Origin of the sequence: Streptomyces sp. B3I8 (assembly GCF_030816915.1) — a bacterium.
GTDB lineage: Bacteria > Actinomycetota > Actinomycetes > Streptomycetales > Streptomycetaceae > Streptomyces.
In genome coordinates this window covers 5,188,526-5,208,887 of record NZ_JAUSYN010000002.1, presented here as the reverse complement: position 1 = coordinate 5,208,887, position 20,362 = coordinate 5,188,526, and the positions used below count along the sequence as shown (strand labels likewise).

At 72.8% G+C, this 20,362-nt stretch carries 13 protein-coding genes; 2 read left to right on the top strand and 11 right to left on the bottom strand.

Annotation, left to right across the window (positions count from 1 at the left end):
- The first annotated feature begins 27 nt into the window (after positions 1 to 27).
- Complete coding sequence (locus tag QFZ64_RS25385; protein ID WP_307069468.1) at positions 28 to 963, top strand: aminoglycoside phosphotransferase family protein; 936 nt, start codon at positions 28 to 30, stop codon at positions 961 to 963.
- A 554-nt stretch (positions 964 to 1,517) separates the two neighbouring features.
- Here QFZ64_RS25385 and QFZ64_RS25380 read toward each other — a convergent pair.
- From QFZ64_RS25380 to QFZ64_RS25345, 8 genes are all read right to left on the bottom strand, one after another.
- Entirely contained in the window at positions 1,518 to 2,753 is a 1,236-nt protein-coding gene (locus tag QFZ64_RS25380; RefSeq protein ID WP_307069466.1) for an IS701 family transposase, read from the bottom strand.
- 52 nt (positions 2,754 to 2,805) lie between these two features.
- Complete coding sequence (locus QFZ64_RS25375) at positions 2,806 to 4,500, bottom strand: proline--tRNA ligase (protein WP_307069465.1); 1,695 nt, start codon at positions 4,498 to 4,500, stop codon at positions 2,806 to 2,808.
- Positions 4,501 to 4,629: 129 nt separating this feature from the next.
- Positions 4,630 to 5,196, bottom strand: coding sequence for a GNAT family N-acetyltransferase (locus QFZ64_RS25370; RefSeq protein WP_307069463.1), 567 nt, complete (start codon positions 5,194 to 5,196; stop codon positions 4,630 to 4,632).
- 50 nt (positions 5,197 to 5,246) lie between these two features.
- Positions 5,247 to 6,095 (bottom strand): GNAT family N-acetyltransferase, encoded by an 849-nt coding sequence (locus tag QFZ64_RS25365; RefSeq protein WP_307069461.1) that lies wholly within the window; start codon positions 6,093 to 6,095, stop codon positions 5,247 to 5,249.
- A 141-nt stretch (positions 6,096 to 6,236) separates the two neighbouring features.
- Positions 6,237 to 7,394: a flavodoxin-dependent (E)-4-hydroxy-3-methylbut-2-enyl-diphosphate synthase gene (gene ispG, locus QFZ64_RS25360; RefSeq protein WP_307069458.1), complete on the bottom strand. Its 1,158-nt coding sequence runs from the start codon at positions 7,392 to 7,394 to the stop codon at positions 6,237 to 6,239.
- A gap of 244 nt (positions 7,395 to 7,638) precedes the next feature.
- Positions 7,639 to 8,931: an RIP metalloprotease gene (locus QFZ64_RS25355; protein ID WP_307071859.1), complete on the bottom strand. Its 1,293-nt coding sequence runs from the start codon at positions 8,929 to 8,931 to the stop codon at positions 7,639 to 7,641.
- Positions 8,932 to 8,939: 8 nt separating this feature from the next.
- The gene (gene dxr, locus QFZ64_RS25350) at positions 8,940 to 10,199 is read right to left on the bottom strand and encodes a 1-deoxy-D-xylulose-5-phosphate reductoisomerase (RefSeq protein WP_307069457.1); all 1,260 of its coding nucleotides are present in this window, start codon (positions 10,197 to 10,199) and stop codon (positions 8,940 to 8,942) included.
- A 295-nt stretch (positions 10,200 to 10,494) separates the two neighbouring features.
- The gene (locus QFZ64_RS25345) at positions 10,495 to 12,456 is read right to left on the bottom strand and encodes an acyl-CoA dehydrogenase family protein (RefSeq protein WP_307069455.1); all 1,962 of its coding nucleotides are present in this window, start codon (positions 12,454 to 12,456) and stop codon (positions 10,495 to 10,497) included.
- Positions 12,457 to 12,810: 354 nt separating this feature from the next.
- Between QFZ64_RS25345 and QFZ64_RS25340 the strand changes: the two genes are divergently transcribed.
- Positions 12,811 to 13,830, top strand: a complete 1,020-nt coding sequence (locus QFZ64_RS25340) for a LacI family DNA-binding transcriptional regulator (protein WP_307071858.1) — start codon at positions 12,811 to 12,813, stop codon at positions 13,828 to 13,830.
- Positions 13,831 to 14,000: 170 nt separating this feature from the next.
- Here QFZ64_RS25340 and QFZ64_RS25335 read toward each other — a convergent pair whose 3' ends face one another.
- From QFZ64_RS25335 to QFZ64_RS25325, 3 genes are all read right to left on the bottom strand, one after another.
- Complete coding sequence (locus QFZ64_RS25335; RefSeq protein WP_307069453.1) at positions 14,001 to 15,446, bottom strand: aldehyde dehydrogenase family protein; 1,446 nt, start codon at positions 15,444 to 15,446, stop codon at positions 14,001 to 14,003.
- A gap of 495 nt (positions 15,447 to 15,941) precedes the next feature.
- Entirely contained in the window at positions 15,942 to 17,534 is a 1,593-nt protein-coding gene (locus QFZ64_RS25330) for a PucR family transcriptional regulator (RefSeq protein WP_307069451.1), read from the bottom strand.
- Positions 17,535 to 17,701: 167 nt separating this feature from the next.
- The gene (locus tag QFZ64_RS25325) at positions 17,702 to 20,233 is read right to left on the bottom strand and encodes an ATP/GTP-binding protein (protein WP_307069449.1); all 2,532 of its coding nucleotides are present in this window, start codon (positions 20,231 to 20,233) and stop codon (positions 17,702 to 17,704) included.
- Positions 20,234 to 20,362: the final 129 nt, after the last annotated feature.

The following is a 20,362-nucleotide window of genomic DNA, read 5'->3' as shown; positions in this document are numbered from 1 at the left end:
ACAGACCTGGAAGGGAACGACTCGCGCATGGTCTTCGAACCGCCGCCGCGGCTGGTGCGGGCGCTCGCCGAGACCCGTCGGGACGGGGCCGACGCCTGGCTCCGCGAACTTCCCGAACTGCTGCGGCGGGCCGTCGCTCTACGCGGGTTGACGGTGGAGCGGGTGCACCGGCCCAGTGGCCGCAGCGGCCTGGTCGTACTGGTGCGGAGGGCGGACGGCAGTCCCGCGGTGCTGAAGCTCGCGCCGGCGTCCGCGCGGCCCGGCGCCGAGCGTGCCGCGCTGGTGCGGTGGGACGGGTTCGGGGCGGTACGGCTGCTCGACGCGGGCGGCGCGAGTGGCGCCGGTGACTCGGGCAGGGCCGGCGACGAGGGCGTGCTGCTGCTGGAACGGCTGCATCCCGAGATGTCCGTGCGGTCGTTGCCGGAGGCGAAGGCGCTGCTGGAGGCGGCCGGGACGCTGCGGCGGCTGTGGGTCGAACCGCCGGCCGGGCATGCGTTCGAGACGGTGGCCGGGCGGACGGGGCGGCAGGCGGAGGCGATGCGGGCGGCCGCCGAGGCGGAGCCCGACGTACGGCCGCTGGTGGACGCGGCGCTCGCGGTGCGGGAGGAGCTGCTCGCGTCGGAACCGGAAGGGCGGTTGCTGCACGGGACGTTCCGGCAGAGCAAGGTGCTGGCCGGGGAGCGGATGCCGTGGCTGGCGGTGGGGCCGGACCCGGTGGTGGGTGAGTGCGCGTTCGACCTGGCGCGGTTGGTGCGGGACCGGGTGGAGGACCTGGTCGCGGCGCCGACGGGGGCGTCGACGACGCGGCGGCGGGTGCGGCGGCTGGCGGAGTCGTTGGAGCTCGACCAGGAGCGGGTGCGGGGGTGGACGTTGTTCCGGGCGGTGGTGTCCGGGGTGCGGGCGCGCCGCGTGGGGCGCCCTCGCGACGCGGAGGTCCTGCTGGAGTTCGCGGGGTGGTTGTGAGGGCGGGGTTCGCCCGGTTGCGTTCGCCCCGCCGCCTCTGCCCTCCCTCAAGCTCTCAACTACGTTCGAGCAGGGGACCCCCGTCGTCCCTTCAAGGGGCGCTGCCCCTTTCACCCCGGGCGTGCGGGTGGGTGGGGCTTCTCGCGCCCATGCGGCGGAGCCGCATATCGACACAGCACCGCGCCTCTGATCAGAGGCGCGGGGAACTGCGCGAGCGCTGGAACCCCCGAACCCCTGGGGTCTTTCGTCTGGATCAGGCCGGCCGGGAGGCGCGGTGCGTCTTCGACCGACCCGAGCGGGGTCCGGTGCGTGCGGCTGCAAGGCGGAGGAGGGCGCCAGGGCGGAGCCCCGGCAACCGACGACAACGCCGCACAGGCGCCTGCCGGACCCCGCGACGCCGGAATGATCCGAACGAGAGGCCCTAGTAGTGCTTCGTTAGGTTCTGGGCTGTCTGCGGCGGGTTCGTGGGCTGGGCAGGGGTCGTCCGCAGGTGGTGCAGGTACCGGTCCAGCACCTCAGCAGGTCCTGAAGAACGTCGAGGACTTGGTAGAGGGTCAGGCCGGTGTGTGGGCTTTTGGGTCGTGCCGCCGGAGGGTGAGGAAGGCCTGGGCGGCGGTGACGAGGGTGACGTGGTGGTGCCAGCCGCGCCAGGTGCGGCCCTCGAAGTGGTCCAGTCCGAGGCCGTGCTTGAGCTCGCGGTAGTCGTGCTCGATCCGCCGGCGCATCTTGGCCCACCGCACCAGGTCGGTGACGGGTGTGGTGGCGGGCAGGTTCGATATCCAGTAGTCCGTCGGGGTGTCCTGGCCGTCCGGCCACTCGATGAGGAGCGTCTGGACGGGCAGGACGCCGTCCCACCGGTTGCGGCCGCCGCCGGCCTCCTGAGCCGCGGCCAGGGACTGCTTGCCCGCGGGCCGTACTGTCAGGACCGCGAACCGTGAGGTCATCGCGTCTTTGCTGCCCTGCCTCCAGGTCACCTCGGTGAACCGCTCCGCACCCGCCTGTGCGGCGAGGACGCAGACGGCTTGTGGTGGGGTGCGGTAGCGGGGAAGGGTGGGTGGTCCGAGCCCGCCATAAGCAGGCTGGTGCGGCTCGGCATCCTCGGGGTGGGCGACTTCCTTCCCGTTCAGGGCCAGGACATAGGACAGCCCTCGCGTCTGGAGGCCGAGCCGGAACAGGGTGCTGACGCCGTAGCCGGCGTCGGCGACCACGACCGGAGCCTTCAGCCGCCACTGGGCGAGCGTGTCCAGCAGGCCGAGCGCCAGGCGCCACTTCTCCCGGTGCACCACCTCGTCGGGGACTCCTGCCCTGCGGCACCGGTCCGGCTCGTCCGTCCACTCACGCGGCAGATACAACTGCCACTCCAACGGGCACGAGGCGGTGTCGGTGGCGGCATGGACACTGACCGCGACCTGGCAGTTCGCCCGCTTGCCGACCGCTCCGCAGTACTGGCGGGCCACCCCGACCGACGCCTTGCCGCACTTGGGGAACGACACGTCGTCGATCACCCACACCTCAGGGCGGATGGCCTCGCACAACCACTCGGCGATCCGCCGCCTGACCGGTAACGGATCCCACGGCGACTGGTTCACGAACTGCTGCAGGGCCTGCATGTTCCCGTCCGGCAGACGCTCGGCCATCGGCTGGATGGACTTGCGCCGGCCGTCGAGCATCAAGCCTCGCAGATAGCACTCGCCCCACCGCCGCTGATCCCGCCGCGGAAACGACCCGAACACATCGGCAACGAACTCCGCCAACTCGCCCCGGAGCCGTTCCACCTCCCCCAACCTCACTCCAGGAAGCTGCCCACGATCAGCCGAGATCACTCCACGTAACGAAGCACTACTAGGCGGACAGGCGGGCGATGGCCTCTTCCACCGTCAGTTCCTCGCGTTCGCCCGTGCGGCGGTCCTTGAGCTCGACCACGCCTTCCGCCGCGCGCCGCCCCGCCACCAGGATCTGCGGCACGCCGATCAGTTCCGCGTCCGTGAACTTGACGCCGGGCGAGACCCCGGGCCGCTCGTCCACGAGTACCCGCACCCCCGCCGCCGCCAGCTTCTCGGACACGTCGAGCGCCAGTTCCGTCTGCAGCGCCTTGCCCGCGGCCACGACGTGAACGTCGGCCGGGGCGATCTCCTTGGGCCAGTACAGCCCCTGCTCGTCCGCGTGCTGCTCGGCCAGCGCCGCGACCGCGCGCGAGACGCCGATGCCGTACGAACCCATCGTCACCCGCACCGGCTTGCCGTTCTGGCCCAGCACGTCGAGCTGGAAGGTGTCCGCGTACTTGCGGCCGAGCTGGAAGATGTGGCCGATCTCGATGGCGCGGTCCAGCTTCAGTCCGGTCCCGCACTTGGGGCAGGGGTCACCCTCCTCGACGACGACCACGTCGAGGTACTGGTCGACCTCGAAGTCCCGTCCGCAGACGACGTTCCTGGCGTGCGTGTCCTGCTTGTTGGCGCCGGTGATCCAGGACGTGCCCGGCGCGATCCGCGGGTCGGCGAGGTAGCGCACCTTCTCCAGGCCCTGCGGGCCGACGTAGCCGCGCACGAGGTCGGGGCGGCCCTCGAAGTCCTCGGCGGTGACCAGCTCCACGACGGCCGGCGCCAGGTGCTCGCCGAGCTTGCCGAGGTCCACCTCCCGGTTCCCGGGCACACCCACGGCGACGATCTCGCCGTCGACCTTCACCAGCAGGTTCTTCAGCGTCGCCGAGGCCGGTACGCCGAGCAGTTCGGCGAGGCTCTCGATGGTCGGGGTGCCGGGGGTGTCGAGCTCTTCGACGGCCGGGTGTTCCGCGCCCTCGACCGGCGTCAGCGCGAACGTGACGGCCTCGGTGTTGGCGGCGTAGTCGCAGTGGGGGCAGTCCACGAAGGTGTCCTCGCCGGCCGCGGCCGGGGCCAGGAACTCCTCGGAGGCGGAGCCGCCCATCGCGCCGGAGACGGCGGAGACGATCCGGTAGTCCAGGCCGAGGCGCGCGAAGATCTTCTGGTAGGCCTCGCGGTGCAGCCGGTAGGACTCGGCGAGGCCCTCGTCGGTGGTGTCGAAGGAGTAGGAGTCCTTCATCTGGAACTCGCGGCCGCGCAGCACGCCGGACCGGGGACGCGCCTCGTCCCGGTACTTGGTCTGGATCTGGTACAGCATCACCGGCAGGTCCTTGTACGACGAGACCTGGTCCTTGACCACGAGGGTGAAGATCTCCTCGTGCGTCGGGCCGAGCAGGTACTCGCCGCCCTTGCGGTCCTTGAGCCGGAACAGCAGGTCGCCGTACTCCTCCCAGCGCGCGGAGGCCTCGTACGGCTCCTTGGGCAGCAGGGCGGGGAGCAGCACCTCCTGGGCGCCGATGGCGTCCATCTCCTCGCGCACCACGCGGGAGACGTTGTCGAGCACCTTCTTGCCGAGCGGCAGCCAGCTCCAGATGCCGGCCGCGTTGCGGCGGACGTAGCCGGCGCGGACGAGGAGCTTGTGGCTGAGCGTCTCCGCGTCCGCCGGGTCGTCACGCAGTGTCTTGACCAACAAACGTGACATGCGCTGGACCTGGGCCATGGTTCTCGACTCCTGCTGAAGGGGATCCCGCCGCCCGGGCGAGGCCGGGAGGGGGGAGGGTGATGGCCACGAGGTTAGCCGGGAGGCCTGCGCGGGCGGTAATCGGTTAACGGCTGCCGGGCGCACGCACTACCGGCGGCGCAGCGGCAGGGGGGCGCCCATCACGGCGTACGGCTTCGGGGCGCTGGGGAACAGCACGCGCCGGGCCAGGTCCTCGTAGCCCAGGGACCGGTAGAGGCCGCGGGCGGGGCTGTCGATGTCGATGGCCGAGAGGATGGACCGCGGCTGCTCGGCGCTGTCGGTGATCGTGGTGATGAGCCGCCGGCCGATTCCCCGGTTCTGGTGGTCGGGGTGCACGTGCAGTTCGGTGATGACGAAGGAGTCGTCGAGCCAGCCCTCGTTCCCCTCGCGGTGCAGGTACGGCTCGACGACGGTGGACCACCAGTGGGCGCGGTCGTTGGGCATGCCGTAGACGAAGCCGACGAGCCGGCCGCGGACGGTGGCGCCGAGGGCGCGGGCGCCGGGGCCGGTCATGTGCCGCAGCACGATCTGCCGGCGCACGGCGATCTCGTCGGGGTCGAGTCCGAACGCGACGGCCTGCACCGCGAGGGCCTCGTCCACGCGGGCGGACAGGTCCAGCGAGCCGATGACGACGTCGTCGGGGCGACGGTGGCCCTGACCGGGAAAGCGGAGCATGCCCCGGAGCGTACCCGGGCGGCTCCTCGCGGAAGACTCCTGCCGGGGCTTCAGAACAGCACGCTCATGAACTCGCCGACCTCTTCGAAGCCCACCTTGCGGTAGGTCGCCCGCGCCGCCGTGTTGAAGTCGTTGACGTAGAGACTTGCCACCGGGGCGACGTCGGCGAGCGCGTAGCGCAGGACCGCGGCCATGCCGGGGGCGGCGAGGCCCCGGCCGCGGTACTCGGGGGCCACCCAGACGCCCTGGATCTGGCAGGCCTGCGGGGTGGCGGCGCCGATCTCGGCCTTGAAGACGACCTTGCCGTCCTGGTCGAGCCGGGCGAAGGAGCGGCCGGAGCCCACGAGTTCGGCGACCCGGGCCTGGTAGAGCAGTCCGCCGTCACCGGCCAGCGGGGAGACGCCGACTTCCTCGGTGAACATCGCCACGCACGCCGGGAGAATCGTTTCCATCTCGTCCTTGCGGACGCGGCGGACGAAGGGGTCGGGGGTGACGTCGGCGGGCAACCGGTCGGTGACCATGAGGGGCTGGTGGGCGCGGACCTCGCGGGCCGGGCCCCAGCTCGGCTCCAGCAGCCTCCAGAGCTGGGCGGTGGCCCCGGCGGGGCCCACGAGCGAGGAGCAGCGGCGGCCGGAGCGGCGGGCGCGGTCGGCGAAGGCGCGGACGGCCCTGGGGGTGGCACACAGGGGCACCAGGTTGGCGCCCGCGTAGCAGAGGGAGGTGAGCATGCCGCCCTCGTACCAGCCCCACATCTCGCCACCGAGCCGCCAGGGGTCGAGCCCGGCGACCTGCACGCGGGAGGTCACGAAGGCGTTCGCGACCGGCTCGCGGTCGAGGACGGCGAGCGCGGCGTCCAGGTCTTTCGGTTCGAGGACGCGGGTGGTCGTCTGCGTCAACACGTGCCGATGCCCTCACCCTTGGATCTGCTGATTTTCGCACTTTACCTGGCGGGCATGTGCGACGCCGCCCGGTGGTGGCTGCCTCCGGGCGGCGTGCGGTGAACCGCGTATGGTGCCGGATCGACCGGCGTCGACGACGGATCAGCCGGCGACGGAGACGGAGGGCTCCCCGGAGGCGGCCCCGGCGGCCTCCATCTGCTCGGCCAGCTTCATGGCCTCGTCGATGAGGGTCTCCACGATCTTCGACTCCGGGACGGTCTTGATGACCTCGCCCTTGACGAAGATCTGTCCCTTGCCGTTGCCGGAGGCCACGCCGAGGTCGGCCTCGCGGGCCTCACCGGGACCGTTGACGACACAGCCCATGACCGCCACCCGCAGCGGCACCTCCATGCCCTCCAGCCCGGCGGTGACCTCCTCGGCCAGCTTGTACACATCCACCTGGGCACGACCGCAGGACGGGCAGGACACGATCTCCAGACCGCGCTCCTTCAGGCCGAGGGACTCCAGGATCTGCAACCCGACCTTCACCTCCTCCGCCGGCGGAGCCGACAGCGAGACGCGGATGGTGTCACCGATGCCCTGCGAGAGCAGCGCACCGAACGCGACCGCCGACTTGATCGTCCCCTGGAACGCCGGCCCCGCCTCCGTCACCCCGAGGTGCAGCGGGTACTCGCACGCCTCCGCGAGCTGCCGGTACGCCTCGATCATCACGACCGGGTCGTTGTGCTTGACCGAGATCTTGATGTCCCGGAAGCCGTGCTCCTCGAACAGCGACGCCTCCCACAACGCCGACTCCACAAGGGCCTCCGGCGTCGCCCTGCCGTACTTCTGCAGCAGACGACGGTCCAGCGAACCCGCGTTCACACCGATGCGGATCGGCGTGCCGTGATCCCCGGCCGCCCTCGCGATCTCCCGCACCTTGTCGTCGAACTGCTTGATGTTGCCCGGATTCACCCGCACCGCCGCACACCCGGCCTCGATCGCGGCGAACACGTACTTCGGCTGGAAATGGATGTCCGCGATCACCGGGATCTGCGACTTCCGCGCGATCGTCGCCAGCGCGTCCGCGTCGTCCTGCGTCGGACACGCCACCCGCACGATCTGACAGCCCGACGCGGTCAGCTCCGCGATCTGCTGCAACGTGGCACCGATGTCGGAGGTCCGGGTCGTCGTCATCGACTGCACGGAGACGGGCGCGTCCCCGCCGACCGGCACGGTTCCGACCTGGATCTGCCGGCTCTTGCGGCGTTCGGCGAGTTTGGTCGGAACGGACGGCATGCCGAGTGAAATCGCAGTCATCTGCTGTGCAACCCCAAGTCGTGGACCACCAAGGTGCGGATCCGCGCCGAGGGCGGGGCCGGTCCTGTCCGTGCCGGACCGGTCACATCCGATCCGGTACGGTCCCTTCCGGTCCCGGAACGACGCGATCCAAACCCCGAGATTACGGCACGGCCGGGGGCGCGGGCACATCAGCGTCGGCAAACCCACCGTTCGGATGGTGGCCGGGCACCCGGGGTGCCCGGCCGTCCCCAACGGGAAGTGACTAGGAGATTTTCACCGGGTTGACGACATCCGCCACGAGGACCAGCGCGGTGAAGCAGAGGAAGATCCCCGCCACCACGTACGCCACCGGCATCAGCTTGGCCACGTCGAACGGGCCCGGGTCGGGGCGGCGCAGGACCCGTGCCACATTGCGGCGCAGCGACTCCCACAGGGCGCCCGCGATGTGCCCGCCGTCGAGCGGGAGCAGCGGGAGCATGTTGAACAGGAACAGCGACATGTTGAACCCGGCCACGAGCAGCAGCATCATCGCGATCTGCTGAGAGGGCGGGATGTCCAGGGTGAACACCTCGCCGCCGACCCGGGCGGCACCGACCACACCCATCGGGGAGTCCGGTTCGCGCGGTCCGTCGCCGAAGGCGGCGTCCCACAGGGCCGGGACCTTGCCGGGCAGCGCGACCAGCGACTCGACGCCGTTCCGCATCATGTCGCCCATGCGGTCGACGGACTGGCCGAACGACTGCTTGACGATGCCGGTGGCGGGGGTGAAGCCGAGGAAGCCGGCGTACACGTACTCGCCCTGGACGTAGCCGCCGTTCCCGTCGGTCTTGCTGACCTGGTTCCTGATGAGGTGGGCGTGCAGGTCGACCTGTCGGCCGCCGCGCTCGACGAGGAGGGTGACGTCCTCGCCGGGGTGGTCGCGGATGTCGTTCTGGAGGACCGACCAGTCCGTGACCCGGGTGCCGTTGAAGCCGACGATCTTGTCACCGGGCTGGAGACCGGCCGCCTTCGCGGGGGCGGCGGGGTCGTCCGTGGCGCACTTGGTGCGGTTCTCGCTCTGCTGGATGACGCAGTCGGAGATCTTGCTGACCGATGTCGTCTGGTCCTGGACGCCGAAGGTCATCATCACGCCGAGGAACACCACGACCGCGAGGATCAGGTTCATGAACGGGCCCGCGAACATCACGACGACCCGCTTCCACGGGGCGCGGGTGTAGAACAGCCGCTTCTCGTCGCCGGGCCGCAGTTCCTCGAAGGACTGTTCGCGGGCGTCCTCGATCATGCCGCGCCACGGGGAGGTGGAACGGGCCTCGACCCGGCCGTCGGGTCCGGGCGGGAACATGCCGATCATGCGGATGTAGCCGCCGAGCGGGACGGCCTTGACGCCGTACTCGGTGTCGCCCTTCTTCCGCGACCAGATGGTCGGGCCGAAGCCGACCATGTACTGCGGGACGCGGATGCCGAACATCTTGGCCGTCGACAGGTGGCCCAGTTCGTGCCAGGCGATGGAGATGAGCAACCCGACCGCGAAGACGACTATGCCGAGAATCATCATCAGTGTCGTCATGCACGGGCCTCCGCGGTCGCCGCCGTATGTGCTGTCAGTTCCCTGGCCCGGGCGCGTGCCCAGGTCTCCGCATCGAGGACGTCCGCGACGGTCAGGGAAGTTCCCGTACGCGGTGTGCCGTGCTCCTCGACCACCCTTGTGACCGTCTCCATGATGGCGTTGAACGGCAGGGTGCCGGCGAGAAACGCGTCGACGCACTCCTCGTTCGCGGCATTGAACACCGCCGGAGCCGTGCCCGCGAGTTCACCGACGTGCCGGGCCAGCCCGACGGAGGGAAAGGCCTCGGTGTCCAGCGGGAAGAATTCCCAGGTCGAGGCCTTGCTCCAGTCGAAGGCGGGCGCCGCGTCCGGCACCCGTTCGGGCCAGCCCAGACCGATGGCGATCGGCCCCCGCATGTCGGGGGGCGTCGCCTGCGCGAGCGTGGAGCCGTCCGTGAACTCGACCATCGAGTGAACATACGACTGGGGATGCACGACCACCTCAATCCGAGCGAAGGGAATGTCGTAGAGGAGGTGCGCCTCGATCACCTCCAGCCCCTTGTTGACGAGTGTCGCCGAGTTGACGGTGATGACCGGTCCCATCGCCCAGGTGGGGTGGGCGAGCGCCTCGGCCGGGGTGACGTCGGCCAGTTCCGCCTTCGTACGGCCGCGGAAGGGGCCCCCGGAGGCGGTGACGACGAGCCTGCGCACATCGGCGCGCGTGCCGGCGGCGAGCGCCTGGAAGAGCGCCGCGTGCTCCGAGTCGACCGGGATGATCTGCCCGGGCCTGGCGAGCGCCTTCACCAGCGGGCCGCCCACGATGAGCGACTCCTTGTTGGCGAGCGCGAGAGTGCGGCCCGCCTCCAGGGCGGCGAGGGTCGGGGCGAGCCCGATGGACCCGGTGATGCCGTTCAGCACGGTGTGGCAGTCGGAGCGGGCGAGTTCGGTGGCCGCGTCCGGTCCGGCGAGCAGCTCGGGCAACGGCTCCCCCGCCCCGTACTCGGCCGCCAGCGCCTCGCGCAGCGCGGGGACGACGTCCTCGCGGGCGACGGCGACGGTGCGCACCTTGAGGCGGCGGGCCTGCTCGGCGAGCAGGCCGACCCGCCCGCCGGCGGCGGAGAGCGCGGTCACCCGGAAGCGGTCGGGGTGGCGCAGCACGAGGTCGATGGCCTGGGTGCCGATCGAACCGGTGGAACCGAGGATCACGACATCCCGAACGCCGTCGACGGGGTCGAAGACGAGATGCGGATCGGCGAGGGGGGCTGGACTGTCGCTCATCCCCCCATTGTGGCCGCAAGGGGCCGAGCGGGGGGACCGCGCCCCCGAAGGGACGAAGGGCCACGGCACCGCGGCGCGTACGCGCCCGCCGCGAGGGGCCGATGGGGCGGGGCGGCCGACGGTCCTTCGGCGGGCCGGGGGCCACCAGCGGGGCCGGTGGTCCACCGGCAGGGGGCCGACGGACCTGCGACGGCCGACGGTCCCACGGCGCGAGCCGGTGGGCTCGGACGTGGGGCCCGGCCCCGCGGCGGGTCGCCGGCCGTCCTGCGGCGCGGCCGGTCAGCGGATCGGCCGGTCAGCGGATCGGCCGGCGCACGTTCTCCCTCCGCGACGGACCCGGTGTGGCGTCCGCGATCCACGCCCCCTCCCCCGAGGGGTCGACGACGCCCTCCTCCAGCCACTCGTACGCCCCGGACAGCACCTGCTTCACCACGCGCCGGTCCAGCTCGTCCGTGTTGGCCCACAGGCGGCCGAACAGTTCCTCGACGCGCAGCCGGGCCTGCCGGCAGAACGCGTCGGCGAGTTGGTACGCCTCGCGGCCGTGGTCGCCGTCCGCGCGCAGCCACTCCGCGCGGACGCACGCCGCGCTCATCGCGAAGAGTTCCGCGCCGATGTCCACGATCCGCCCGAGGAAGCCCTGCTTGGTCTCCATGCGGCCCTGCCAGCGGGACATCGCGTAGAACGTGGAGCGGGCGAGCTTGCGTGCGCTGCGCTCGACGTAGCGCAGGTGCGCGGACAGGTCGAGGTGGCCGGCCGGGTGGAACTCGGCGTAGGAGCGCGGCAGTTGGCCGGGGCCGGCGACCAGCTTGGGCAGCCACTTGGCGTAGAAGACACCGGCGTTCGCGCCCGCCCGCGCCTTGTCGGACAGGGACTTGTCCGGATCGATGAGGTCGCCGGCGACCGACAGGTGCGCGTCCACGGCCTCACGGGCGATCAGCAGGTGCATGATCTCGGTCGAGCCCTCGAAGATGCGGTTGATGCGCAGGTCGCGCAGCATCTGCTCGGCGGGCACGCCGCGTTCGCCGCGGGCCCGCAGCGATTCGGCGGTCTCGAAGCCCCGGCCGCCGCGGATCTGGACCAGCTCGTCGGCCATCAGACAGGCCATCTCGGAGCCGTACAGCTTGGCGAGGGCGGCCTCGATGCGGATGTCGTTGCGGTCCTCGTCGGCCATCTGGCCGGCCAGGTCGACGACGGCCTCCAGGGCGAAGCCGGTCGCCGCGATGAAGGAGATCTTCGCGCCGACCGCCTCGTGGTACCCCACCGGCCGGCCCCACTGCTCGCGGACGGACGACCACTCGCGGGCGATCTTCAGGCACCACTTTCCGGCGCCCGCGCACATGGCGGGCAGCGACAACCGGCCGGTGTTGAGGGTGGTCAGCGCGATCCTGAGGCCGGCGCCCTCGGGGCCGATGCGGTTGGCGGCGGGCACCCGGACCCGGTGGAAGCGGGTGACCCCGTTCTCCAGTCCGCGCAGGCCCATGAAGGCGTTGCGGTGCTCGACGGTGACGCCCTCGGAGTCCGCCTCCACGACGAACGCGGAGATGCCTCCCTTGTGGCCCTCGGAGGCGGGCACCCGGGCCATCACCACGAGCAGGTCGGCGACGACACCGTTGGTGGTCCACAGTTTCACGCCGTCGAGGACGTAGTCGTCGCCGTCCGGGACCGCGCGGGTGGCCAGGCGTGCCGGGTCGGAGCCGACGTCGGGTTCGGTCAGCAGGAAGGCGGAGATGTCGGTACGGGCGCAGCGCGGGAGGAAGCGTTCCTTCTGCTCGTCGGTGCCGAACATCTTCAGCGGCTGGGGCACGCCGATCGACTGGTGCGCGGAGAGCAGCGCGCCGATCGCCGGGCTCGCCGAACCGGCCAGGGCGAGCGCCTTGTTGTAGTACACCTGGGTGAGGCCCAGGCCCCCGTACTTGGTGTCGATCTTCATGCCGAGGGCGCCGAGCTCCTTGAGTCCGCGCACGGTCTCGTCGGGGATGCGCGCCTCGCGTTCGATGCGGGCGGAGTCGACCTCGGTCTCGCAGAAGGCGCGGAGGCGGGCGAGGAACTCCTCGCCGCGTGCGGTGGCCTCGGGTGTGGGGGTGGGGTGCGGGTGGATGAGGTCGAGGCGGAAGCGGCCGAGGAAGAGTTCCTTGGCGAAGCTGGGCTTGTGCCAGTCCTGTTCACGGGCGGCCTCCGCCACGCGGCGGGCCTCGGCTTCGGTGACGGTGGGGGTTCGGGGGGTGGGGGTCTGGGGGGTGGTGGGTGCTGCGGACATGAGGGTCACCTCGCCGCGGAGTGGGGGGGGGTGGGATGGGGTGGGGCACGGGGTCGAGCGGTGTGGGGTTACTCGATCGTATGTACCCGGTTTGTCGGAGTGTCACCAGTGGGCGCGGGCCGGTGGGGTGGGTATCGGGGGTTTCCGCCCCCCGTCGTCCCTGTCCTTCCCGGCCCATGGAAACCGCGCCCCCGGGCCCCGAAAGGAGTGCGCGGTACCCGCACCCCCCGGAAGAGTCGAAGCGCTTCGACTCGTATGGACACCGGAGATCCGGGGAGTTATGGTCGGGCCACATCACCTGCCACCGCACACCTGTACGCGCTGTCGAAGCGCTTCGCCTCACTGGAGGACCGGATGGTCACCCTCGCCGAGGTCGCCCAGCACGCCGGAGTGTCGGCGAGCACGGTGAGCTACGTCCTCAGTGGCAAGCGGTCGATCTCCGCCGGGACCCGGCAGCGGGTCGAGGAGTCCATCCGCGAGCTGGGCTACCACCCCCACGCGGGCGCCCGGGCACTGGCGAGCAGCAGGTCGAACGTCATCGCGCTGATGGTCCCGCTGCGTACCGACATGTACGTGCCGGTGATGATGGAGATCGCCATCGCGGTCGCCACCACCGCCCGCGCCCACGGTTACGACGTGCTGCTGCTGACCGGCGAGGAGGGCCCGGACGCGGTGCGGCGGGTCACCGGCAGCGGACTCGCCGACGCCATGATCCTCATGGACGTCGAACTGGACGACGAACGGCTGCCGCTGCTGCGCGAGTACGGCCAGCCGTCCGTGCTCATCGGCCTGCCCGCCGACGCCACCGGACTGACCTGTGTCGACCTGGACTTCACCGCCACGGGCGCGCTGTGCGTGGAGCACCTCGCGATGCTCGGGCACCGCGACATCGCGGTCGTCGGCGAGGCGGCGGCCGTCTACGAACGGCACACCGGCTTCGCGGAGCGCACCCTCGACGGACTGCGCACCCGGGCGGGCGAGTTGGGGCTGCGACTGCTGCACCGGCCGTGCGAGGGCGGGTACGACGCGATGGCCGTGACCCTGGCGCGGATCTTCGACGAGCGGCCGGACACCACGGGGTTCGTGGTGCAGAACGAGTCCGCGGTGGAGCCGCTGCTGGCCCTGCTGCGCGCGCAGGGCCGGGCCGTGCCGGAGGACGTCTCGGTGATCGCCGTCTGCCCGGACCAGGTCGCCGTGCAGGCGTCGGTGCGGCTGACGGCCGTCGCCATTCCGGCGCAGGAGATGGGCCGCCGGGCGGTGGACCGCCTGGTCGCCAAGCTGGAGGGGCGGGACGAGGACGAGGTGGTGCTGCTGGCACCGGAGCTGTCGGTACGGGCCAGCACCGGTCCGGCGCCGTCCGCCACCCGGCGCTGATCCCTCCGGCGCCGTCCGCCACCTGACAAGAACCGGGCCGGCGCTGTATGCCGACGGCACGGGTCGGTCCGGCATGTGTGGCGGGGGGACGGCCGAGGGCCCGGCGTGCGGTTGCCGGGCCCTCGTGGTGCGCCGCATCTCGGCGGGGTGTACTCGGAGGCCGGGTGTGCTCAGAGGGCGAGGCCGGTGAGGACCAGGACCCGCTCGTAGGTGTAGTCCTCCATCGCGAACCGCACGCCCTCGCGGCCGACGCCGGACTGCTTGACGCCGCCGTACGGCATCTGGTCGGCGCGGTAGGACGGCACGTCGCCGATGACCACGCCGCCCACCTCCAACGCACGGTGGGCGCGGAACGCGGCCTGGAGGTCGTGGGTGAACACGCCCGCCTGGAGGCCGTACTTGGAGTCGTTGACGGCGGCGAACGCCTCGGCCTCGCCGTCCACCCTCTGCACGGTGAGGACCGGCCCGAAGACCTCCTCGTGGGCGAGCGTGGCGGTGGCGGGCACGCCGGTGAGGACGGCAGGAGCGTACGAGGCGCCCTCGCGTTTGCCGCCGGTGTGCAGGGTGGCGCCGCCCTCGACGGCCTCCTCGACCCACGTCTCGACGCGCTTGGCCGCGTCCTCGCTGACCAGCGGGCCGACATCGGTCGCGTCGTCGGCCGGGTCGCCGGTGACCTGGGCCTCGACGGCGGCGACGAGGCGCGGCAGCAGCCGGTCGTACACGGCGGCGTCGGCGATCACGCGCTGCACGGAGATGCAGGACTGGCCGCCCTGGTAGTTGGAGAAGGTGGCGATGCGCCGCGCGGCCAGGTCGAGGTCCGCGTCGCTCGCCCAGTCGGCGAGGACGACGGCCGCGCCGTTGCCGCCGAGCTCCAGGGTGCAGTGTTTGCGCGGCACCGAGTCCATGATCGCGTAGCCGACCTTGTCGGAGCCGGTGAAGGAGATGACCGGCAGCCGCTCGTCCTGGACGAGGGCGGGCATGCGGTCGTTGGGCACCGGCAGGACGCTCCAGGAGCCGGCGGGCAGCTCGGTCTCGGCGAGCAGTTCGCCGAGGATCAGCGCGGAGAGGGGGGTGGCCGGGGCCGGCTTGAGGACGATCGGGGCGCCTGCGGCGATGGCCGGGGCGACCTTGTGGGCGCACAGGTTGAGCGGGAAGTTGAACGGGGCGATGCCGAGGACGGCGCCCTTGGGGAAGCGGCGGGTCAGGGCGAGGCGGCCCTGGCCGCCGGCGTCGGTGTCGAGGCGCTGGGCCTCGCCGCCGTTGAAGCGGCGGGCCTCCTCGGCGGCGAAGCGGAAGACGGAGACCGCGCGGCCGACCTCGCCGCGGGCCCACTTGACGGGCTTGCCGTTCTCGCCGGAGATCAGTGCGGCGATCTCCTCGGCGCGGTCGCCGAGGCGGCGGGCGACGTGGTCGAGGGCGGCGGCGCGTACGTGGGCGGGGGTGGCGGCGAACTCGTCCCGGACGGCGTGGGCGGCGGAAACGGCCTCCTCGACCTGGGCGTCGGTCGGCAGGGAGACGGTGCCGACGAGCCGGCCGTCCCAGGGGGAGGTGACGTCGAGGGTGTGCTCGCCGGTGGCCTGGCGGCCGGCGAGCCAGAAGGCGTGGGTGGAGGTCATGGGCGGGGCGCCTGCCTTCCGGGGGACTGGGGTGGGTGTGGGACCACGGTAGGGCGCGGCGGGCCGGGGGTCGTTTGTCCACGGTGGCGGGGTCGGGGGGCACGGTACGCCGGATCGGCGGGGCGCTTTTCCCTCGCCCCCGCCGCCCCTGCCCTTCCCGTCCCATGAGAAGGGCTCCGCCCCTTCGACCCCGGGAGCTCGGGTGGCCGGGGCCGTGGGAGGAGTGCGGCCGGGTGGTGGCTTCTCGCGCGGTTCCCCGCGCCCCTTACGGCGGCGCGGCGGTAGCCGCGCATCGGCACGGGCCCGCGTTCCTGAAGACGGGGCGCGGCCCCGGCCTCGATGGGCGCGGGGAACTGCGCGACCAGCCACGACGCACCCGCGCATGTCCCGCCCACCCGTGCCCCGGCCGGTTTTCTCCCCCGGGGAGGGGGGAAGGGGCGGAGCCCCCTGTGGGAAAGGGAAGGGCAGGGGCGGCGGGGGCGAGGAGAAGGCGCCTCAGTCGGCCGTCGCCGATGTCGCCTTCAGGGCGAGCCACAGTTCCATGCGGACATCGGGGTCGTCCAGGGAGCGCCCCAGGATCTCCTCCACCCTGCGCATCCGGTAGCGCAGGGTGTGCCGGTGCACACCGAGATCCGCCGCCGCCGCGTCCCACTGCCCGTGCCGCGACAACCACGCCCTGAGCGAGGCCACCAGATCCCCCCGCCCCGTCGCGTCGTGCTCGCGCAGCGCCCGCAGGAGCCCGTCCGCGAACGCCCGCACCGCGTCGTCCGCGAGCAGCGGAAGCACGGAACCCGTGGCCATCCGGTCGTGCTCCACGAGCACCCGCCCCCGCCGGCGCGCGACCGCCAGCGCCTGTTCGGCCTGCCGGTAGGCGCCGCCCGCCGCGGTCGGCCCGGCGGGTCCGGACAGCCCCATCACCAGGTCCTCGCCGGCTCCCGCTCCGGCCGCCGGCTCCCGCGCGGCGGCGTACTCCGCGCCTGCCCGCCCCGCCGCCCCGCCGTCCACGGTCAGGACGACCAGCCGCCGCCCCTCGGCGCCCTCCGGCACCGCGAGCACCGGCTCGCCGGCCCGCGCGGCGGCCGACTCGACCGACTCGGCGAGGCCGCCCAGCGGATCGTCGTCGCCGGGGGCGGCGTCCCCGGGCGCCTCGGCGAGGAGCAGCCGGAACGGGGCGTCGAGCAGGTCGCCGTAGAGGTCCCCGGCGACCGCCCGCGCGTGGTCCGGCTCCCCGGCGAGCAGCATGCGCAGCACGGCCGCGCCGATGCGCTGCTCGGCCGGGTGCAGTGAGCGGGAGCGCTCGGTGAGGAGGGTGAGCAGGGCGACCGCGGAGTGCACGGCGTAGCGCTCCGCGGTGCCGGGGGCGGCGGCGGTGCCCACGGCGAGCGCGGCGCGCGGGCGGCGTCCGGTGCCGAGGCTGTGCAGTTCGACGCGGTCCTCGCCGCCGCCCTGGCCGCCGGTGACGACGGAACTGGCCGGCGCGGGCCGCTCGCGCAGCCGTTCGACGTCGGCGGTGAGCCGTGCCGCGCGCCGTCCCGCCCACTCGGGCGCGGCGGCGACGACGGCGCCGGAGGCGTCGTACAGGGCGGCCCATCCGTCGACCTGGCCGGCGAGTGCGATGAGCAGGCCCTCGGGGCCGGTGCCGAGCGCCTGCCTGGTCAGCTCGCGCTGGGCGGCGAAGCCGGCGGTGACGGCGCGGTACTGGTCGGCGGCGATGGCCGCGGAGACGGCCTTGCTGATGGCGAGGAAGGGGGTGCGGCGGGGCACTTCGAGGAGCGGCAGTCCGGCCTCGCGGGCGGCGTCGACCAGGGCCTCGGGGGTGTTCTCGTAGTTGACCCCGACCGCGAAGCCGAGGCCCACGACGCCGGCGCCGACCAGCCGTCCGACGTACCGGCGCATCGTCTCGGGGTCCTCCGCGTCCAGCTTGAGCGCGGTGATCAGCAGCAGTTCGCCGCCCTCCATGTAGGGGACGGGGTCGGCGAGTTCGCTGACGTGCGCCCATCGCACGGGGACGTCGAGCCGGTCCTCCCCCGCGCGCACGGTCAGCTTGAGCGCGGAATGGTGGACGAGCGAGGCGAGCGTGGGCGGCATGGGGCCTTCCGTCGGGTCTGCGGGCGGCAGGCTGAGGGGGCGGGGAGAGGCGCACGCGGGACGGTGCGCGAAGGTGGCCGTACTGTATGAACGGCCACCTTCGATTCTGCCTCACCGTAGGAGTGCCGGGTGGCCGAACATACGTTCCTCCGACCGGCGGGGCGGGCTCAGCTCCGCAGGTCCACCAGGAGCGGCGGCGTGTGCCGGCCCTCGACGTCGATCAGGGAGAGCACCGCGTGCCCGGGCGGCACCGCCTGCGTCAGTTCCGACGCCGACCACCGCTCGCGTTCGACCTGGCGCACGGTGACCGCGTCCGTCGTCACCGCCTTGCCCGTCATCAGCTTGCGCACCTTGTGGATGGCCCGGGTCATCGGCTGGTCGGCGAAGACCGTGTGCTTGGCGACCTCCGTGGTCTCCACCCACTCGGTGCCCCAGGTCTGCGCGAACCGGCTGCCGTCCCAGGTGGTGACGCCGCAGAAGGCCATGCGGCAGCCGACCGCCCCGTAGAGCGGACCGTGCAGGGCCTCGGGGACGTCACCGACGGTGCGCAGGGTGAGCAGGACACCCGCGTGCTGCGAGCGCAGCCGCTGGATGCGGCGCACCGATTCCGTGGTGACCGTGCCCGTGGCGTCGTCCAGGACCAGGCAGGCGAAGTGCGGACGCCGGGTGCGGACGACGGTGTGGAACTGGGCGAGGACGAGGCGGGTGATCAGCCGGCCGGCCTCCTCGTGGCCGCGCTCGGGCAGATCGATCCGTACCCGCAGGGGGTGGTGGGCGATCGCGCGGAGGGAGAAGGGGCGGCCGGGTCCGCCGCCGCCGAAGAAGTCGGCGAACAACGGCCGGTTCAGCAGCGAGAGCCGGTCGGCGAGGGCCCGCCCCGGGTCGCCGGGCATCCCCGTCTGCCGCAGGCGGGCGTCGAGTTCGCGGCGCATGAGGTCGTTCCCGCTCGCGGCGAGCGCCTCCCGCAGCCCGGTCAGCGCGTTCTCCTCCCCCTCCAGCAGTTCGCGCAGCTCCGGCAGGGCGGGGAAGCGGCCGTGCACCGCGCGGAAGGGACCGAGGAGCTGGGCCAGCGCGGTGGCGGCGCTCTGGGCGCTCACCACCTCCAGGTCGCCCACCAGCGCCTCGGCGAGGATCCCGGCCGCCTCGTCCGGGTCGTCGGTCTCGGCGTACGGGTCGAGGTCGTGCACGGAGGAGGGGTCACCGATGCGGACGATCACGTCGAAGGAGTCGTCCGCGCCGAGCGGACTCCCGGCCGCGGAGACCGCGACGACGGCGCAGGACCCGGTGAGCGCCTGCAGCGCGAGCGACTCGGTGACCGGTTCGACGAGGGTGCGGGTCTTGCCGGACCCGGAGGGGCCGACGGCGAGGAGCGAGGTGCCGAGCACGTCCGGGCCGAGGGCCGCGCCGGCCTCCCGGTAGGAGTGCGGGGTGCGTTCGGACTCCGCCCAGCGGCCGATCCGCACCTGGCCGGTGAGCAGGTCGTGCCGGGCGGTGCGGCGCGGCAGGTCCCGGGCGCCGGAGGGGTGTGTCGCGGCGGCGCCGCCCCGGCGCAGCACGCTGTCGCGGAACGCGCCCAGCCCGGCGTCGCGCCGGGCGGTCTCGAAGGCGTGTTCGACGCGGACGCAGTCGACGTCGTTCATCCGCCCGCCGGCGACCTCGGCGGTGAGCAGGTCGGCGATGTCGTACTGGCCCGCGTCGCGCAGCAGGGGCCAGTGGGAGCGGGGGCGGACGACGGGGAGGGCGCCGGGGGCGCTGTCCGGCCCCGGCCGGGCGAGCAGCTCGCGCGCGTAGTCCCGCCAGTTCCCCAGGCGGGCGAACGGCCACACCACGAGCAGCGTGATGACCGTGTACAGCGTGTACGTGAACAGGGCCGAGGCCATGAGCTCGTAGCCGTCGGTGAGCAGTACGAAGAGGGACAGCAGCGGGTCGACGACCGGCACGGCGGACCATCCGACGCCGGGGAACGCCTCGGGGAAGACGAGGCTGAGGGCCACGAGGGCGAGTCCGGCGGAGGCGAGGACGCGTACCGGCGGGGAGAGACGGTCCATGTAGTGGCGGAGGATGGCGCGCCAGCTCCCGAGCATGGCCACGGCGCACACCAGCAGGCCGAAGAAGACCCCGTCGGCGACCACCAGGTAGTGCTCGCCGGGGAGGACTCCCGGGTTCCAGCCCTCGACCGGCCGGGGCGAGGACACCGTGAGCGGCCACCACCAGTCGTTCGGCGAGAACATCCGCAGGATGGTGCCCTTGTACGGCAGGTAGCCGCGCTCCCACATCGACCAGACGCCGATCGCGGCGACGAGCGGGATCAGCAGGCCCGCCACGGTGACCGGAGCGAGCCGTTCCCGGACCTCCTTGGTGCGGTGTCCGAACCGCCAGATCCCGGGCCGCGCGGCCGGCCTGTCCTCGTCGAGCCAGGCGGCGACGGTGGAGGGGGCGCCGGAAGCCTGAGCGGGAACGGGCGGAACACCGGGCGCCGCGCCGGGGTACGGGGACGCACCGGGCGCCGCGCCGGGATACGAGGACGCGACCGGCCCCGTACCGGAGTAAGGGGACGCGCCCGGCCCTGGCCCCGTGCCGGGGTGCGGGGGCACCGCCGGTGCCCGGCTCGGCCGCGGGGGCGTGCCGGGCGGGCCTGCCGGGCGCGGCACGGGGTGGGCCTCCGTGCCCCGCGCGTCCTGGGTACCGTCGCTGTCCATGGCCGTTGCCCCCTGGGTTGCCGCTCCATCCACCATCAGCACGTCAATCTAACGCCCCGCCAGGCGCGGGCCACCGCTCACACCGCCGGGCCCGCGGCCATGTCCACCACGGACAACGGCCGGCGCGGA